Below are 17375 nucleotides of genomic sequence, written 5' to 3' on the forward strand. Positions count from 1 at the left end.
ATCCGGGGGAAGGCTCAGGCAGTCCGTTTTGCGGACGGTTTGGCGGTCTGGTCGCCGCCCTGCGTGGCGGGGGCGATGCTGGTGACCGAGGCGCTGGCGACCTCTACGCCGATGCGTGCCGCTTCCGAGCGGCGCAGCGCAAAGCGGGTGAAGCCTACCTGTGCCACCAGCGGGTCCATGCCGAAGGGGCCGTAGGCGATGATCTGTACGGCTTCACCGGGGACGAAGCCCAGTTCGCGCAGGCGGCGCGCGACCGGGTCTCCCGGGGTGGCGTCGTCCACCGATTGCACAACGGCGGGCGTGCGCCGTGGAAGTTCAGACAACCGCATCATGCTTCCAGTCCGTGGCGCGGTCTGCCGCCAAGCGGTCAGCGCGACCACGCCGGGGTGTGTAAATGAAAATCGTTTTCATTGTATCGTAATTGAGGCATGGCGTTGCCCCTCAAAGGGCGGGCACGCCGGCCTGCTGCCGCCGTCATTGCGCCGCAGGAGGCAAATGATAACCGTTCGGGGTATGGGTGGCTGGGGGGCGCGGGCGGCCTTGGCAACATTTCCCGGGCCTGGCGTCACGCGCGACCGGTGCCGCAGGGCGCTGGTAAAAGTGTAGAAGGCTGCGCATGAATTCAGCCTGATGCAGCGCAGTTCGGCTTTGCGAAGCCGAATGCAACCAGCCTCCTGCAGCGCCGATCAATTACTGCATTTGCGTTATTGGATGCCGTAAGCGGGCAGGGTTAAGCTTCAAGCACGCTGAACACCCCGTTCCACGCGTACTTCACAAGCCATCGGTCTATGGACCGGTGGCTTTTTCTTTGGGGCTGCCATGGGCGGCGGCTGTCATCTCCCGCACCATGCCGACGAAATGGTCGCGCGCCGGATGGTCCGGCGCCGTCTTCCACGCGCAGTAGACCTCCGAGCGCACCGACGCGTCGGCCAGTGGCCGGAACGCGGCCCCGGCCATGCCGGAGCGCGCCAGCGCCGCCGGCACCACCGCCACGCCCATTCCCTGCGACACCAGCGACACCACCGACAGCCAGTGCCGGACTTCATGCCGGATCTGCGGGTAGAAGCCCTGCGCCGCGCACATGTCGAAGATGCGGCTGTAGTAGTCCGGCGAGGCCTTGCGCGAGAACAGCACGAATGGCTTGCCGCGCAATGCCGCCAGCGGCAACTCCGGCAGCGCGGCCAGCGCATGGTCGGCCGGCAGGCAGCAGACAAAGGGCTCGCTGTGCACCAGCGTAGCCTGCAGCGTGTCCGGCACGCGGCCGGTGTGGATAAAGGCGACGTCGAGTTCGTCGTGCAGCAGCGCGTCGATCTGCTCCTGCGAGTTGAGCTCGGTCAGCGCCACCTGGATGCCGGGATAGGCCGCCTGGAACGCGCGCAGCGTCTGTGGCAAGCCGCGATACAGCATCGAGCCGACAAAGCCCACCCGCAGCCGCCCGATCGCGCCCGCCTCGATCTCGCGTGCCAGCACCCGCGCCGCCTCGGCCTGCGCCAGCAGCGCCGTGGCCGATTCGCGGAAGGCCCGTCCGGCCGCGGTCAGCCGCACGCCGCGGCTGTCGCGGTCGAACAGCCGCGCCCCGACCGAGGCCTCCAGCTGCTGGATATTGAGCGACAGCGGCGGCTGGGAAATGGCAAGCCGGCGCGCGGCACGCCCGAAGTGCAGTTCCTCGGCCAGCACGAGGAAGTAACGCAGGTGGCGGAATTCCATGGCGATACAGAATTCATATTGATCAAGCCAATTTTAGAATTAGACGCGAATCCTTGGGGTTTCAATAATGGAGGTCAAAGGGGCCGCAAGCCGGCACCGTCCAATCCCAGGAGACCCGCCATGCCATCCAGCGCCGTGCGCGACACCACACTTCAAGCCCCTTGCGCCGCACCGGCCGCTGCCCACCCGGTACCGGACCGCCAGGGCGGCAGCCTGTTTGCCGCCGACCCCGACCTGCGCGCGCTGCTGCCGCTCTACCTGCCGCCCGACCTGTTCAACCACCTGCTGCCGCACCTGGAGCGCATGGGTGCGCTGGCCGGCGGCGTGCTCGACGAACTGGCCGGCGTGGCCGACCGCCATCCCCCCGAACTCACCTACCGTACCCGCGCGGGCGTGGATGCGCAGCGCATCGACAAGCATCCGGCCTATGTGGAGATGGAGCGCGTGGCCTTTGCCGAATTCGGCCTGGCGGCGGCGTCGCACCGCGGCGGGGTGCTGGGCTGGGACAAGCCCATGCCGCCAGCGGCTAAGTATGCACTCACATATCTGTTTGTGCAGGCCGAGTTCGGCCTGTGCTGCCCGCTCTCGATGACCGATTCGCTGACGCGCACGCTGCGCAAGTTCGGCGACCCGGCGCTGGTCGGGCGCTACCTGCCCAACCTGACCACCCAGGTGTTCGATGATCTGCACCAGGGCGCGATGTTCATGACCGAGCAGGGCGCCGGCTCCGACGTCGCCGCCACTGCCACCCGCGCGGTGCGCGACGCTTCGGCCGAGGGCGGCTGGCGCCTGCTGGGCGACAAGTGGTTCTGCTCCAACCCCGATGCCGCGCTGGCGATGGTGCTGGCGCGCGTGGAGGATGAGGCCGGCAACGCCGTGCCGGGCCACAAGGGCGTGTCGCTGTTCCTGCTGCCGCGCAAGCTGGCCGATGGCAGCGACAACCACTACCGCATCATCCGCCTGAAGGACAAGCTGGGCACGCGCTCGATGGCCAGCGGCGAGATCCGGCTGGAAGGCGCGCATGCCTGGCTGGTCGGCGAACCCGGCCGCGGCTTCGTGCAGATGGCCGACATGATCAACAACTCGCGCCTGTCCAACGGCGTGCGCGCCGCCGGCCTGATGCGCCGCGCGCTGACCGAGGGCCTGTTCATCGCACGCGAGCGCCAGGCGTTCGGCAAGCGCCTGCAGGACATGCCGCTGATGCGCCGCCAGCTGCTCAAGCTGACCCTGCCCACCGAGCAGGCGCGCACCATGGTGTTCCAGACCGCCGAAGCGCTGCGCCGCGCAGATGCCGGCGAGGCCGACGCCTACCCGCTGATGCGCATCCTGACGCCGCTGATCAAGTTCCGCGCCTGCCGCGATGCGCGCAAGGTCACCGGCGACGCCATGGAGATCCGCGGCGGCTGCGGCTATATCGAGGAATGGAGCGATCCGCGCCTGGTGCGCGACGCCCACCTTGGCTCGATCTGGGAGGGCACCAGCAATATCGTTGCGCTCGACGTGCTGCGCGCGGTCCGCCGCGAAGGCGCGCTGCCGGTGCTGCAGGCACACCTGGCTGGCCTGCTGGCCGATACGCCGATGCATGCGGCGGCGCGTGCCGTGTTCGAACGCGCCATCGCCGCCGCTGCGAATCTGGCCGCGCAAGCCGCCGATGCCGGCGCCGACGGCGAACTGATGGCGCGCCAGGCGGCCTCGGCGCTGTACCACGTCACCAGCGCGGTGGCGATGGCCTGGGAGGCCGGGCGCATCGGCTCGGTGCGCCGCATGCGGCTGGCGCAACTGGTGCTGCGCCATCGCGTGCTGCCGCAGGACCCGCTGGCCGCGCAGGCCGAGCCCGAATGGCTGGCCGAGACCGTCGCGCCGGTTGACGGCACCGTGCGTGCCGCCGGCGCGGTCGACCAGGTCAACGTGTTCTGACCGGATCCACGTCCGGCACCAATCCCCCGCAAAACCATCCTGCCCCGAGGCGGGAGACGTCCTATACCCAGGAGACAACGCCATGAAACTCTGGCACCGCGTAGCGGCCATCGCCGCCTGCTCGCTCTTTATCGCCCCCGCCTTCGCGCAGAAGGACTTTCCGTCCAAGCCGATCATGATGGTCGTCACCTACCCGCCGGGCGGCCCCACCGATGCCATGGCGCGCACGCTTGCCGCTGCGCTCAAGACCAGCCTTGGCCAGCCGGTGGTGGTGGAAAACCGCGCCGGCGCCGGCGGCAACATCGGTGCCGAGGTGGTGGCGCGCGCCGAGCCCGACGGCTACACGCTGATGTTCGGCACCTCGGCGCCGCTGGCGATCAACGTCAGCCTGTACCGCAAGATCAACTACGACCCGGTCAAGAGCTTCGCGCCGGTGATCCAGATCGGCCAGCTGCCCAATGTACTGGTGGTCAACCCGTCCGTGCCGGCGAAGAACGTCGCGGAGCTGATCGCCTATGGCAAGGCGCACCCGGGCAAGCTGACCTATGCCTCGTCCGGCAACGGCGCCTCGTCGCACCTGGCGGGGGTGCTGTTCAACAACGTCACCGGCACCGATTTCCAGCACATCCCGTACAAGGGCACCGGTCCCGCGCTGAACGACCTGCTGGGCGGGCAGGTCAGCATGACCTTCACCGATGTGCTGACCGCGATGCCCTTCATCAAGAGCGGCAAGGTGCGCGCACTGGGCGTCACCACCAAGGCGCGCTCGCAGGCGCTGCCGGATGTGCCGACCGTGGCCGAGCAGGGCGTGCCAGGTTTCGATGTATCGGTGTTCTTCGGCGTGGTCGCGCCCGCCGGCACGCCGCCCGAAGTGATCGGCAAGCTCAACCGTGCCTTTGCCGATGCGCTCAAGCAGCCCGAGGTGCGCAAGACCCTGCAGGCGCAGGGCCTGGAGTTCGCGCCGTCGACCACGCCCGAGCAGCTTGGCGGCTTCGTCAAGGCCGAGGTCGGCAAGTGGCGCGCCGTGGTGCAGAAGTCCGGCGCCCAGCTTGACTGAACCGCACAGGAAAACCAGCCATGACCCAAACCAGCCCCGGCGCGCTCGCCGGCATCCGCGTGGTCGACCTGTCGCGCATCCTGGGCGGCCCGTACTGCGGCCAGATCCTGGGCGACCACGGCGCCGACGTGCTCAAGATCGAACCGCCGCAGGGCGACGACACCCGCACCTGGGGGCCGCCGTTCAAGGACGGCGTGGCCTCTTACTACTTCGGCCTGAACCGCAACAAGCGCGTGATGCGGCTGGACCTGACCGCCGAGGCGGATCGTGAAGTCCTGCTTGCGCTGCTGGCCGAGGCCGACGTGCTGGTCGAGAACTTCAAGACCGGCACCATGGAGAAGTGGGGGCTGGGCTACGACACGCTGTCCGCGCGCTTCCCGCGGCTGGTCCATTGCCGCGTGTCCGGCTTCGGCGCGGATGGCCCGCTGGGCGGCCTGCCCGGCTACGACGCCGCCATCCAGGCCATGTCCGGCATCATGAGCATCAACGGCGAGGCCGATGGCGATCCGCTGCGCGTGGGTTTGCCGGTGGTGGACATGGTGACCGGCCTGAACGCCGTGATCGGCGTGCTGCTGGCACTGCAGGAGCGCGCGCGCAGCGGGCGCGGCCAGTTCGTCGAGGCCGCGCTCTATGACTCCGGCCTGTCGCTGCTGCATCCGCATGCGGCCAACTGGTTCATGAGCGGCAAGACGCCGCAGCGCACCGGCAATGCGCATCCCAACATCTACCCGTACGACACGGTGGCGACCGCCACCGACCCGATCTTCCTGGCGGTGGGCAACGACCGGCAGTTCCGCATCCTGTGCGAGCACCTGCGGCTGCCTGCACTGGCCGATGACGAGCGCTATGCCACGGCGGGCGCGCGCTCGGTGAACCGCGTGGCGCTGAAGGCGGAACTGGAAGCCAGGCTGTGCGAGTTCAATGGCAAGGTGCTGGCCGACGAGCTGGTGGCCGCGGGCGTGCCCTGCGCGCCGGTGCTGTCCGTGGCCGACGCCTTGCAGCATCCGCATACGCAGTACCGCGAGATGGTGGTGGAGATGGAGGGTGGCTACAAAGGGCTGGGTGCGCCGGTCAAGCTGAGCCGGACGCCGGCGACGTACCGGTATGCGCCGCTCACCGAAGGGGACGAGTTCCTGGATTAGACGCGACGTTGCCGCGCGGCAAACGAAAAGGCGGCCATATGGCCGCCTTTCTTCATTGATTCCGGCTAGCTCATCACCCCGGGATCATCCCCGGCAACAGGTAAGCCTGCACCACCGTCATGATGCCGATGATCACGGCAAACAGCAGGCTGTGCTTGACCGTGAAGCGGAACAGCTCCGACTCCTTGCCCACCAGCCCGGTCGCCGCGCAGGCCACGGCGATCGATTGCGGCGAGATCATCTTGGCCGTGACGCCGCCGGTGGTGTTGGCGGCGACCAGCAGCGTGTCCGACACGCCGATCTGATGCGCCGTGGTGTTCTGCAGCGCGCAGAACAGCGCATTGGACGAAGTGTCCGAACCGGTCAGGAACACCCCCAGCCAGCCCAGGAACGGCGAGAAGAACGGGAAGGCCGCGCCGGTGCCGGCCAGCAGCAGCGCCAGTGTCGACGACATGCCGGAGTAGTTGGCGACAAAGGCGAATGCCAGCACCAGGCCGATCGACAGCACCGGGCGCGCCAGTTCCACCAGGGTCTCGGCAAAGGTGGCCAGCAGCGTGCGCGGCTTCATGCGCAGCAGCACCGCCGAGATCAGAGCGGTCAGCAGGATGGCGGTGCCGACGGCGGAGAGCAGGTCGAGCTTCAGCACCGCGTCATAGGCCTTGGGCGTGGCCACGATCGGCGCGGCCTTGATCACCATCTGGTCCAGCCCGGGGATCTTGAACTTCAGCACCGTTCCCGCCAGCGCGCCATTGGCCGCGAACAGCGCCTTGAACGGCTGCAGGCTCCACACCGTGACGATGGCGGTCAGGATGCCGAACGGCGCCCACGCGCGCAGCGTCTGCGCCAGGGTGTAGGGCGAAGCCTTGCGGCTGGACATCGCACCGCCGAAGCCGCCGCCGAAGCCAGCCAGCGCGACGGTGCCGCCGCTGACATTGCCGCCGGCACGCTGCGACGCGCTGCGCGGCTGCCATACCTTCAGGAACGCGGCCAGCGACACCAGGCTGACCAGTGCCGAAGTGATGTCCGGCAGTTCGGGCCCGATATGGTTGGAGGTGAAGTACTGCGTCACGGCAAAGCTGCCGCCGCACACCAGCGCCGCTGGCCACGTCTCGCGCACGCCCTTGGCGCCGTCCATCATGAACACCAGCCAGAACGGCACCAGCAGTGACAGCAGCGGCAGCTGGCGGCCGGCCATGGCGCCGATATGGAAGGGATCGATGCCCGTGACCTGACCGGCCACGATGATGGGGATGCCCATCGCGCCGAACGCCACCGGCGCGGTATTGGCGATCAGGCACAGGCCCGCCGCATACAGCGGGTTGAAGCCCAGGCCCACCAGCAGCGCCGCGGTGATCGCCACCGGCGCGCCGAAGCCCGCCGCGCCTTCCAGAAAGGCGCCGAAGGCAAAGCCGATCAGCAGCATCTGCAGGCGCTGGTCGTCGGTAATCGACAGCACCGAGGCGCGGATCACGTCGAACTGGCCGGTCTTGACCACGATCTTGTAGAGGAACACCGCGGTCACGATGATCCATGCAATCGGCCACAGCCCATAGGCAAAGCCGAAGCCGGCCGAGGCCAGCGCCTGCTGCGCAGGCATGCCGTAGGCGAAGATCGCCACGGCCAGCGCCAATAGCAGCGTCACGGCCGCGGCGACATGGCCCTTCATGCGCCAGACGGCCAGCGCAATGAAGAAGAACAGTATGGGAATGGCTGCCGCCAGCGACGACAGCCACAGGCTGCCCAGCGGTGTATAGAGTTGGGTCCAGGGTTGCACGGTTTAGTCTCCTGCTTCGGTGGTGTTTCGGGAAATCTTTGTTTTGTTGGTGAACACAGCCGCGAGCGGTTCCGCTCGCGCCCGTGATGACGGATTACTCCGGCTGCCCCTTCTCCTTCAGCAAGTCCGCCAGGCTCTTCGCCGCCGGCTTCAGCGGCGTGCGGTGCTGCGTCCATCCCATCTGCTTCGACGGCGTCAGCGCGCGCAGCCGCGTGGCGGCCCAGCGGAACAGCCGGTACGTCGCCGGGTGCGAATACGCGCCGCTCCAGAAACGCCACACCAGGTGCTCGCCGCGGCTGTACTTGGCGCCTTGGCCGCGCAGCGGGTTGACGACCTGCTCTGCGGGATCACGGTTGGCCTCGGTGCGCAGGCGCACCAGCAATTGCGGAATCGGAATGCGCACCGGGCAAACTTCGCCGCAGGCGCCGCACAGGCTCGAGGCGGTGGCCAGGTCGGCGGTGGCGTCCAGCCCCAGCAGGTGCGGCGAGATGATCTTGCCGATGGGGCCGGGATAGGTCGTGCCGTAGGCGTGGCCGCCGATGCGCGTGTAGACCGGGCAGTGGTTCATGCATGCGCCGCAGCGGATGCATTGCAGCGTGGCGCGCAGCTGCGTGTCGGCATAGGCCTGGGTGCGGCCGTTGTCGAGCAGCACCAGGTGGACCTCGCGCGGGCCGTCGCGCTCGCCGGCGCGGCGCGGCCCGGAGATCAGGTTGAAGTAGGTGGTGATGGCCTGCCCGGTGGCCGAGCGCGTCAGCAGCGTGGACAGCGGCACGATATGCTCCAGCCGGGCCACGACCTTCTCCATGCCCATGATGGCGATATGCACGTCGGGCACGGTGGTGGAAAGCCGGCCGTTGCCTTCGTTCTCCACCAGCCACAGCGTGCCGGTGTCCGCGGCTGCGAAGTTCACGCCGGACAAGCCGATATCCGCTTCGACAAAGGCCTGGCGCAGCGCACGGCGGCCGGTCTGGATCAGCGCGTCGACATCCTCGGTATAGGGCGTGTCGGGGATATGCGCCTGGAACAGCTGCGCGATATCGCCCTTGGTCTTGTGGATCGCCGGCATCACGATATGCGAGGGCTTTTCGCCGGCCAGCTGGACGATGTACTCGCCCATGTCCGACTCGATGCAGTCCACGCCGCGCTCGGCCAGGTAATGGTTCAGCTCGATCTCCTCGCTGGCCATCGACTTGCCCTTGATCACGCGCTGCGCCTGCTTCGATGCCGCGATGCGGTGGATGATCGCGTTGGCTTCGTCGGCGTTCTCGGCCCAGTGCACCTGCACGCCGGCGGCGGTGAGCTTTGCCTCCAGCTGCACCAGCAGGTCCGGCAGGTTGGCCAGCGCGTGCTGGCGCACCGCCTCGCCCAGGTCGCGCAAGCGTTCCAGCTCATCCGCGTCGGGGAACTGCGCCAGGCGCTTGCCCTGCAGGAAGTCCATCGCGCCGCGGAAACTCTGGCGCAGCTTGGGATCGTCCAGCGCTTCGCGGGCGCGTGCCTTGAAGTCCTGCGGCGGAACAAAATTCAGTGCGTGCTGGCTCATTGCCCGGCCTCCGCAGTGTCGGTCTCGATCACGACCCACAGCCGGCGCGGACCATGCGCGCCGTAGGCCAGCGTCTGCTGGATGTCGGAGGTCTTGGAGGGGCCGGAGATCAGCACCAGGTTGGCCGGCATGCCGTCGGACCAGCGCTCGGTGCGCACGGCCATATGCAGGTCGGCGTGCAGCGTCGAGGCGCGCACCAGCGCGACATGCAGCGGCGGCACCAGCGACACCGTGCGTGGCGAGCCCGCATCGGGCGCGACCACCAGCGTGCCGGTGGCGGCAATGCCGGAGCGCGCCACGGTGAAGCCGGCATCGATGGTGTCGAACAGCTCCGCCTTCCACGCTTCGATCGGGCGGTCGTAGCCGATGGCTTCGATGTGGGCCGGCAAGGCGGCCGCCAGTGCGGCACCGGCCTGGCTGGCGGGATCAAGCAGCAGGCGCTTCACGCCGGCATTGGCCAGCTCAGTGGCCAGCAATGCCGGCCAGGCCGCTTCGCTGGCGCACCAGACCTCGGCATGCAGCCCTTGCAGTGCCGCCTGCATCGCGCCGGCCAGTTCGCCAACGGCTGGCGTGCCATGGCGGCGTGCCTCGAAATGGCCGTCGATGCGGCGGTCGAGTTCCGCGGTGCCTGGGGACGGTGCAGGCGCGGCGGCGCGCAGCCGGCCGAGCATGCGTTCGCGGGCGCCGGGCGTGCTCATGCGGCACCTCCGCTACGGCGCCATAGGAAGGTGGCCAGGTGCTCCACCTGCAGCGGGGCGCGGTCATGCGCCGCGGTATGGCCGATATTGAGCAGGCAGCCGCAGTCGGCCGAGACCAGCCGGTCGCAACCGGTGGCGCAGGCCGAGGCCACCTTGTCGCGCACCATGGCGCCGGAGATATCGGGATGCTTGAGCGAGAAGGTGCCGCCGAAGCCGCAGCACTCGGACTCGCGTTCATGCTCCACGCGGGTCACGCCCGGCAGCGCGTCGACCAGGGCCACGCCGTGCTGGCGCGTACCCATTTCTCGACGGGCGCCGCACGAGGTATGCAGCACGATGCGCTCCTGCGCCTGGCCCGCCGCTGCGGCATCGCCAAAGTCCACCTTCAGCACATGCAGCAGGAATTCGCCCAGTTCATAGATGCGTCCGGCCAGTTCCAGTGCCTTGGGGCCGGCCACCGGATCGTCGGCAAAGAGCTGCGGCCAGTGGTGGCGCATCATGCCCGCGCATGAGCCCGATGGCACGATCACCGGCCAGGGCTGGCTGAACAGGTCGAGTTGGGCGCGCGCCACCGCACGGGCCGCGTCGGGGTTGCCGCTGCTGTAGGCGGGCTGGCCGCAGCAACTCTGGCCGCGCGGGAAGTGCACGGTGAGCCCTTCGCGTTCAAGCAACCGCACGGCGTCGAGGCCGGCCTGCGGCACGAACATGTCGACCAGGCAGGTGGCAAACAGGTAGGCCTGCGTGGGGGCAGGGCCGGTGGGGTACTGACGATCCTTCATGTCTCGCTCCGGACGTGCTGGGGTCGCACGTTTCGGCGCATAATTCCCGCTTCCGCGCGGCGGTACAAATTGGTTGGACCAATCTGCCCGACGACGCGCGCAAGCTCAGGAGCGAGGACACACGGCATGACGGCAGCGGCAGCAAGGCACGGGCGCACCCGCGGACGCGTGGAGTCGGTCATGCGCCGGATCGAGACCGCGCTGCTCGACGGCACCTGGCCGCCCGGCACGCGGCTGCCGGCCGAGCGGGTGCTGGCCGGGCAATACGAGGTGGCGCGCAACACCGTGCGCGAGGCGATCCAGCGCCTGGCCGCGCGCGGCCTGCTGCAGAGCCGGCGCGGTGCCGGGGTCTACGCCACCGACCAGCTGCGCGCCGGCATTGCCTCGCCCTGGGGCCAGCTGGTGGCCGACCACCCCGCGCTGCGCGACGACATCCTGGAGTTCCGCCGCGTGCTGGAGGGCGCGACCGCGTATTTTGCGGCGCTGCGCGCGGATGCCGCTGACGTGAAGCGGATCCGCGCCCTGATGGCCGAGCTGGAACGCGCGCGCGCCGCCGACGACAAGCAGGCAGAGGCCGATGCCGATGCGCAGCTGCACGACGCCATTGCCCAGGCCTCGCACAACACCATGTTCCTGCACCTGCATACCAGCGTGATCGGCATGCTGCGCGAGCACATCACCATCAATGGCACCGGCCTGCGCGAACAGGACGACGGCGCGTCAGACCTGTTGCTGCTGCAGCATCGCACGCTGTGCGATGCGATTTGCGCGCGCCGCCCGGAAGAGGCGCGCACCGCCATGCAGACCCATATCGACTTCGTGCGCAGCCGGGTGGAGCAGGACGGCGCCTGAGCAGGCATTGGTCCTACCACCGCCACGGCGAGCCGGCTGCGGCACTCAGATCAGTCCGGCGCCGGCCAGCTCCCGCTTCAGGTAGGCATAGAAGATAGGTCCGGCGATCACGCCCGGGATGCCGAACAGCGTTTCCATCAGCAGCATCACCATTAGCAGTTCCCACGCCGCGGCCTGGATGCGCGCACCGATGATGCGCGCGTTCAGGAAGTACTCCAGCTTGTGGATCACCACCAGGAACACCAGCGACGCCACCGCGATCGGCAGCGACACCGACAGCGAGGCCACCACGATGGCCGTATTGGAAATCAGGTTGCCCAGCACCGGCAGCAGCCCGGCAACGAAGGTGATCACCACCAGCGTCTTGGTCAGCGGCAGGTGCACACCAAAGAGCGGCAGCATCAGCAGCAGGTAGATCGCCGTCAGCACGGTGTTGATGGTGGAGATCTGGATCTGCGCGAAGATGAACTGCGAGAACGCCTGCTGCAGCGTGCGTGCGCGCGCCACCAGCGCCGCGGCCAGCGGCCGGCGATTGGGCCGAACCACCGCGCGGTACAGCGCCACCATCGCGCCGATCACCAGCCCGATCAGGATATGCACCAGCGTGCGCAGCACCTCGGCGCCCAGCTTCTGCGCCATCGCGGCATGCTCGCGCAGCGTCTCGATCAGCGTGTTGGCCAGCTCGTCCACGCCCTTGGGCAGCGCATCGCTAAGCCACGGCGGCATCTGCCCGCGCGAGCGGTCGATGATGTCGGCCACATGGTTGAGCAGCCCGTCCAGGGTATTGCCTTCGCCACTGACAAAGCGCACCAGCAGCCAGCCCGCCAGCGTCAGCCCCAGCAGGATCAGCGCCGACAGGATGGCCACGGCCAGGGCGTCGTGGCGCTGGTGCAGGCGCTGCAGGCGCGGCGCCAGCACGTCCACCAGCGAGTACAGCAGCAGGCCGGACAGCAATGCCGCCACCAGGTTGGCGTGGAGCACGGTCCACAGCGCCAGGGCGGTCAGCAGGTAGGCGACGGTGCCGACGCTGTACCACGCGGCCGGCAGCAGGCGCGGGGTGGCGGTCGGGTCTGGGTCTTTCATCGGGGTCTCCGGCATGCAATTTGCTCAAAATTTATTCTGGATTCTCGCCGATCCAGATGTTGTTCCTGAGTCAGGCCGTGTGCGCTGAGGCGATGTTGGCATCACGGCACACGCAAAGGCTGTCTATATTAGGGGGAATCGCGCCCGGCAAGGCGCCCGGCGCACCGCTGTCATCGTTTTCTCCAGAGTCCAGGAACGGAACGCATGGCCTACACCCACACCATCGGTACCCACCGCCACGTCTTTGCCGACCTGCGCACGCTACTGGCCCGGGCCAGCCCGGCGCGTTCCGGCGACGCGCTGGCGGGCGTTGCCGCGGCCAGCGAGCAGGAGCGGATGGCCGCGCGGCTGGCGCTGGCCGAGGTGCCGCTCAAGCAGTTCCTGACCGAGGCGCTGGTGCCGTACGAGGACGACGAGGTCACGCGCCTGATCCTGGACCGGCACGATGGCGCGGCCTTTGCCGCCATCGGCGCCACTACCGTGGGCGACCTGCGCAACTGGCTGCTGCTGCATGAAACCGACAGCGCCATGCTGGCGCGGGTGGCGCCGGGCATCACCCCGGAGATGGCCGCCGCGGTCAGCAAGCTGATGCGCAACCAGGACCTGGTGGCGGTGGCGCGCAAGTGCCAGGTGGTGACGCGCTTTCGCAGCACGGTGGGGCTGCCGGGCCGGCTCTCGGTGCGGCTGCAGCCCAACCACCCGACCGACGATCCCAAGGGCATTGCCGCGTCGATCATCGACGGGCTGCTCTATGGCTGCGGCGATGCCACCATCGGCGTCAACCCGGCTTCGGACAACCTGGGCGCCATTGTCTCGCTGCTGCGCATGATCGACGAGCTGCGCAGCCGCTTCGACATCCCCACGCAATCCTGCGTGCTGACCCACGTCACCAATACCCTGCGCGCGATCGGGCAGGGCGCGCCGGTGGATCTGGTGTTCCAGTCGGTGGCCGGCAGCGAGCGCGCCAATGCGGCCTTCGGCATCAGCCTGGCGCTGCTGGCCGAGGCGCACGACGCCGCGCAGGCGCTGGCGCGCGGCACCGTTGGCGACAACCTGATGTACTTCGAGACCGGGCAGGGCAGCGCGCTGTCGGCCAATGCGCACCACGGCGTCGACCAGCAGACCATGGAGGCGCGCGCCTACGCGGTGGCGCGCGCGTTCGCGCCGCTGCTGGTCAATACGGTGGTGGGCTTTATCGGTCCCGAATACCTGTACGACGGCAAGCAGATCATCCGCGCCGGTCTGGAAGACCACTTCTGCGGCAAGCTGATGGGGGTGCCGATGGGCTGCGACGTCTGCTACACCAACCATGCCGAGGCCGACCAGGACGACATGGACACGCTGCTGACGCTGTTCGGCGTGGCCGGAATCAATTTCATCATGGGCGTGCCCGGCGCCGACGACATCATGCTCAACTACCAGAGCACTTCGTTCCACGATGCGCTGTACCTGCGCGAGGTGCTGGGGCTGCGCCCCGCGCCGGAGTTCGAGGCCTGGCTGCAGCGCATGGGCATTGCCGATGCCAGCGGCAGGCTGCTCGAGCCCGCCGCGCGCCAGCCGCTGCTGCAGATGGCCCACAGCCTGTAAGGTACAGCCGATGACGGCCAGACGCCCGCCTCCCGCCGATCCTGCCAACACCGATGCCGATCCCTGGCAACGCCTGCGCCAGTTCACGCGCGCGCGTGTAGCGCTGGGCCGTACCGGCCACAGCCAGACCACCGATGCGGTGCTGGCCTTCGGGCTGGCCCATGCGCAGGCGCGCGATGCGGTGCACCTGCCGCTGGACGTGGGCGCGGTCACCGCGGCGCTGGATGCGGCGGGGGTGCCGAACCTTGCCGTGCACAGCGCCGCGCCGGACCGCGCGCACTACCTGCGGCGCCCAGACCTGGGCCGGCGCCTGGACGATGCCAGCCGCGCGCGGCTGGCCGCGGCACGCCCTGGCGAGGCGCCCGATGTGGTGTTCGTGGTTGCCGACGGTCTGTCCGCGCTGGCCACGCAGACGCACGCGCTGCCGTTGCTCGATGCCACCCGCCCGCGCCTGCCGCTGACATGGCGCATCGGCCCGGTGGTGGTGGCCGAGCAGTCGCGCGTGGCGTTGGGCGACGAGATCGGCGAGCTGCTGGGCGCGCGCCAGGTGGTGATGCTGATCGGCGAACGGCCGGGCCTGAGTTCGCCCGACAGCCTTGGCATCTACCTGACCCATGCGCCGCGCACGGGCCGCACCGATGCCGAGCGCAACTGCATCTCCAACGTGCGCCCCGAAGGCCTGCCGTATGCGCAGGCCGCCGACCGGCTGGCCTTCCTGCTGCGCGGCGCGGCGGCTTTGGGCCGCTCGGGCGTGGACCTGAAGGACGACAGCGTGCCGGCGTTGCCTGAAGGCTGAAGCGTCTCCCTCGCTCACCCGCCCGCCAGCAGCAAAACGGCCACCACGCGGGTTAGCAACCCGCGTGGCGGCCGTCCAGTGGCCAATAAAAGGCGCCGCTTACATCATGCGGCGCGAAAACTGCCCGTGCCCAGCGTCCGACATCAACTTCGAGAACTGCTCGCCGCTCATGTGCACCAGTTCCTGGTGGTCGCCGCCTTCGAAATACACGTCGGGCTGCGCCATCAGGCTGTCGTCCACATAGGTCTGCATGCCGTAGGCCATCGCCACCGGCGGGATCGCGCCGAGGTCGCAATCCTTGAAGATCTCGCGGATCTCGTCCTCATGCGCCAGCACCAGGTTGCGCCCGGTCTGTTCGCAGATGGCGGCCATGTGCAGATGGTGGCTTGAAGGAATCACGGCAGCCACATAGCCGCGGTCATCCTCCAGCAACAGCGTCTTGGCCAGCCGGTCCCCGGGAACATGCGCTGCCTCGGCAGTGGCCATGCTGCTGAGGGTATAAGGGTGGCGGATGATGTCGTACTGGGTGTTCTTGCTGCTCAGGCAGCTTGCAAGCGTGCTAGCCAGGGCCATGGTAGCTCCTCAGGTGCGGATGCGCCGACGGTTATCCTTGTGCTCCTACTATAGTCCGTGGCGACCGCTGCCGGAGGCACCGCTAGCGGTGCAGCCGCGGCCACACTGCCTGCAGTTCGGTCTTCAGGAAGTTCAGCAGGTAGCGCGTCGCCAGCGTCTGGTAGCGGTTGGGCATGGTCAGCATGTAGAGCTTGCTGCCGAACACGCTGATGCGGTAGTCGCACAGCAGCGGCACCAGGGCGCCGCTGTCCAGTTCCGCGCCGATCGCATAGATCGGGAAGATGCCGATGCCCAGGCCCGCCAGCACCGCCTCTTTCAGGAAGGCAAAGTTCTCGGAGGTGAGCGTTGGCTCCAGCACCACCTGCTCACGGATCTCACCGCCGTCGCCGCCGCCACTGTGCCGGATGCCCGTTGCCTTGAGCTTCTGCCCCTCGGGCGACGCGCACACGAACGCATGCCCCTGCAGCTCGGACAGCGCTTGCGGCGCCAGGTGGCCGGCCAGGTAGGCTGGCGACGCGCACACGATCCAGTCGACTTCGCCGATCTCGGTGGCGACCACTGAATCCGGCGGGGTGGAGATGATGCGCAGGGCCACTTCGACGTCCTCGGACACCAGGTTGTGCACACGGTTGTCGAAGACCACGTCGAGCGTGATGTCGGGATAGCGCTGCTTGAACAGCACCAGCAGCGGCGACAGCAGTGAATGGCCCAGGCCAGTAGGCACCGAGAGCCGCACATGGCCCTTCAGGCTCTTGCCCATATTGCTGATCAGCGCATTGGCGGCGGCTACCTCGCCCAGGATGTTGCGGCCGTGCTCGTACAAGCCGGCACCGACCGGAGTCGGCTCGACATGGCGCGTGGTCCGGCGCAGCAGCTGCACGCCCAGCTCTTCTTCGAGCGCCTTGAGCCGGTAGCTGACATTGGCGCGCGTCATCTTGAGCTTGCGCGCGGCCGCGCTCAGGTTGCCCGCATCGACGATGTCGACGAACAGGCGCAGGGCGTTCAGGTCCATGGGGTGATCAACGAAAGAGGGGGGCGATTACGGCCCCCGTATATTGCCATGCTCTTGGCGGCGTCCCGCGGCATAGCACCGCGGGGTGCGCATCAATGCTCGTGATGCAGGTATCTGGTCTGGCGCGGCATTGCTGCAGGATCACCACCACCAGCACCGCCAGCAACTGGCCGCCGATCAGCGTGGGGGAAGGCCGGGCGGAAGCCCGCCGGTCTGGGGCGTGAACTGGCGCGCACGGCGGCGCATTTGCCATCGAAGCGTAGCCGATCCGCCGGACCTGCCCACCCCTTGATCGTGCTGCGATGCAGCATGGACCGGCCGGGTCGACGCAGCCATCGGGGTTTGCGCGCGATTGTCCATGTGGCTGGACACTGAATCTGGCTGCGGCCCGTCTGGCGCCCAAACGCAACAGGGTATTGCGTGCGCTGCGGCTTGCACTGTGCGCGGGGATGGGCAATGATGCGAGCCGGACCTTCAACTGGCCTACTGCGCCCCCCGTTTGCCATGCACCGCTCGTTGCGTCGATGGCTGTGCCTGCCTTTGCTCTTTGCCGGCGCCAGCGCCCCTGCCCAGGACCTGGTCGAATGCAAGCGGATCGAGCACGACCAGCTGATCACCGCCTCGCAGGAAACGCTGCTGTTCCTGCGCTGCCGTGCGCGCCAGGTCGCGTATGAAGCGCCGCGCCTGAAGGGTGTTTCGCAGCGCGTAAAGGACGACCTGGTGTTCGCCTGCCTGGACCAGGCCGACGCCGTAGAGCACCAGCTGCGCGTGCGCCACGGCTACTCGCGCGACACGCTGGCGCGCCAGCGCTGCGAACTATCCTTGCCGGCGCCCGGGGGCTGACTTCTGCCCCGGCGG

The 17375-nt window shown here is 68.4% G+C and carries 16 protein-coding genes; 7 read left to right on the top strand and 9 right to left on the bottom strand.

Going from position 1 to position 17375, the window contains the following annotated elements; genetic code table 11:
• Positions 1-14 precede the first annotated feature (14 nt).
• Positions 15-329, bottom strand: a complete 315-nt coding sequence (locus C265_RS30600; protein WP_035820831.1) for a FeoA family protein — start codon at positions 327-329, stop codon at positions 15-17.
• Positions 330-786: 457 nt separating this feature from the next.
• Positions 787-1707, bottom strand: coding sequence for a LysR substrate-binding domain-containing protein (locus C265_RS30605; protein ID WP_010814067.1), 921 nt, complete (start codon positions 1705-1707; stop codon positions 787-789).
• Between the two features lie 120 nt (positions 1708-1827).
• Here C265_RS30605 and C265_RS30610 point away from each other — a divergent pair, with 120 nt between their 5' ends.
• The 3 genes from C265_RS30610 to C265_RS30620 all read left to right on the top strand — a co-directional run bounded on the left by C265_RS30610 (position 1828) and on the right by C265_RS30620 (position 5823).
• Positions 1828-3624, top strand: coding sequence for an acyl-CoA dehydrogenase family protein (locus C265_RS30610; RefSeq protein WP_010814066.1), 1797 nt, complete (start codon positions 1828-1830; stop codon positions 3622-3624).
• Between the two features lie 82 nt (positions 3625-3706).
• The gene (locus C265_RS30615) at positions 3707-4681 is read left to right on the top strand and encodes a tripartite tricarboxylate transporter substrate binding protein (RefSeq protein WP_010814065.1); all 975 of its coding nucleotides are present in this window, start codon (positions 3707-3709) and stop codon (positions 4679-4681) included.
• A gap of 20 nt (positions 4682-4701) precedes the next feature.
• Positions 4702-5823: a CaiB/BaiF CoA-transferase family protein gene (locus C265_RS30620; protein WP_010814064.1), complete on the top strand. Its 1122-nt coding sequence runs from the start codon at positions 4702-4704 to the stop codon at positions 5821-5823.
• A 73-nt stretch (positions 5824-5896) separates the two neighbouring features.
• Here C265_RS30620 and C265_RS30625 read toward each other — a convergent pair whose 3' ends face one another.
• The 4 genes from C265_RS30625 to C265_RS30640 all read right to left on the bottom strand — a co-directional run bounded on the left by C265_RS30625 (position 5897) and on the right by C265_RS30640 (position 10614).
• A complete protein-coding gene (locus C265_RS30625; RefSeq protein ID WP_010814063.1) occupies positions 5897-7597 on the bottom strand; it encodes a lactate permease LctP family transporter in 1701 nt (566 codons plus the stop codon).
• Between the two features lie 94 nt (positions 7598-7691).
• The gene (locus C265_RS30630; protein ID WP_010814062.1) at positions 7692-9137 is read right to left on the bottom strand and encodes a LutB/LldF family L-lactate oxidation iron-sulfur protein; all 1446 of its coding nucleotides are present in this window, start codon (positions 9135-9137) and stop codon (positions 7692-7694) included.
• Positions 9134-9835, bottom strand: a complete 702-nt coding sequence (locus C265_RS30635; protein WP_010814061.1) for an LUD domain-containing protein — start codon at positions 9833-9835, stop codon at positions 9134-9136. The genes C265_RS30630 and C265_RS30635 overlap by 4 nt, the downstream gene beginning before the upstream one ends.
• Positions 9832-10614 (bottom strand): (Fe-S)-binding protein, encoded by a 783-nt coding sequence (locus C265_RS30640; protein ID WP_010814060.1) that lies wholly within the window; start codon positions 10612-10614, stop codon positions 9832-9834. Before C265_RS30640 ends, C265_RS30635 begins: the two co-directional genes overlap by 4 nt.
• A 180-nt stretch (positions 10615-10794) precedes the next feature.
• Between C265_RS30640 and C265_RS30645 the strand changes: the two genes are divergently transcribed.
• Entirely contained in the window at positions 10795-11466 is a 672-nt protein-coding gene (locus C265_RS30645; protein ID WP_010814059.1) for a FadR/GntR family transcriptional regulator, read from the top strand.
• A 45-nt stretch (positions 11467-11511) separates the two neighbouring features.
• Here C265_RS30645 and C265_RS30650 read toward each other — a convergent pair whose 3' ends face one another.
• A complete protein-coding gene (locus C265_RS30650; protein ID WP_010814058.1) occupies positions 11512-12549 on the bottom strand; it encodes an AI-2E family transporter in 1038 nt (345 codons plus the stop codon).
• A 204-nt stretch (positions 12550-12753) separates the two neighbouring features.
• Here C265_RS30650 and C265_RS30655 point away from each other — a divergent pair, with 204 nt between their 5' ends.
• Positions 12754-14136, top strand: coding sequence for an ethanolamine ammonia-lyase subunit EutB (locus C265_RS30655; RefSeq protein WP_010814057.1), 1383 nt, complete (start codon positions 12754-12756; stop codon positions 14134-14136).
• A 10-nt stretch (positions 14137-14146) separates the two neighbouring features.
• Positions 14147-14932 carry an ethanolamine ammonia-lyase subunit EutC gene (gene eutC, locus C265_RS30660; protein ID WP_010814056.1) on the top strand — a complete coding sequence of 262 codons (786 nt, stop codon included), beginning with the start codon at positions 14147-14149 and terminating at the stop codon, positions 14930-14932.
• A 99-nt stretch (positions 14933-15031) separates the two neighbouring features.
• On the opposite strand, the gene C265_RS30665 is transcribed toward eutC, so the two are convergent.
• Together C265_RS30665 and C265_RS30670 are read right to left on the bottom strand one after the other, a co-directional pair.
• On the bottom strand, positions 15032-15505 hold the full coding sequence (locus tag C265_RS30665) for an aminoacyl-tRNA deacylase (protein ID WP_010814055.1): 474 nt from the start codon (positions 15503-15505) through the stop codon (positions 15032-15034).
• 82 nt (positions 15506-15587) lie between these two features.
• Positions 15588-16517 (bottom strand): LysR family transcriptional regulator, encoded by a 930-nt coding sequence (locus tag C265_RS30670; RefSeq protein ID WP_010814054.1) that lies wholly within the window; start codon positions 16515-16517, stop codon positions 15588-15590.
• A 504-nt stretch (positions 16518-17021) separates the two neighbouring features.
• Between C265_RS30670 and C265_RS30675 the strand changes: the two genes are divergently transcribed.
• Positions 17022-17360, top strand: coding sequence for a hypothetical protein (locus C265_RS30675; protein ID WP_051398545.1), 339 nt, complete (start codon positions 17022-17024; stop codon positions 17358-17360).
• Positions 17361-17375: the final 15 nt, after the last annotated feature.

Source organism: Cupriavidus sp. GA3-3, assembly GCF_000389805.1.
In the GTDB taxonomy this organism is placed as follows: Bacteria; Pseudomonadota; Gammaproteobacteria; order Burkholderiales; family Burkholderiaceae; genus Cupriavidus; species Cupriavidus necator_D.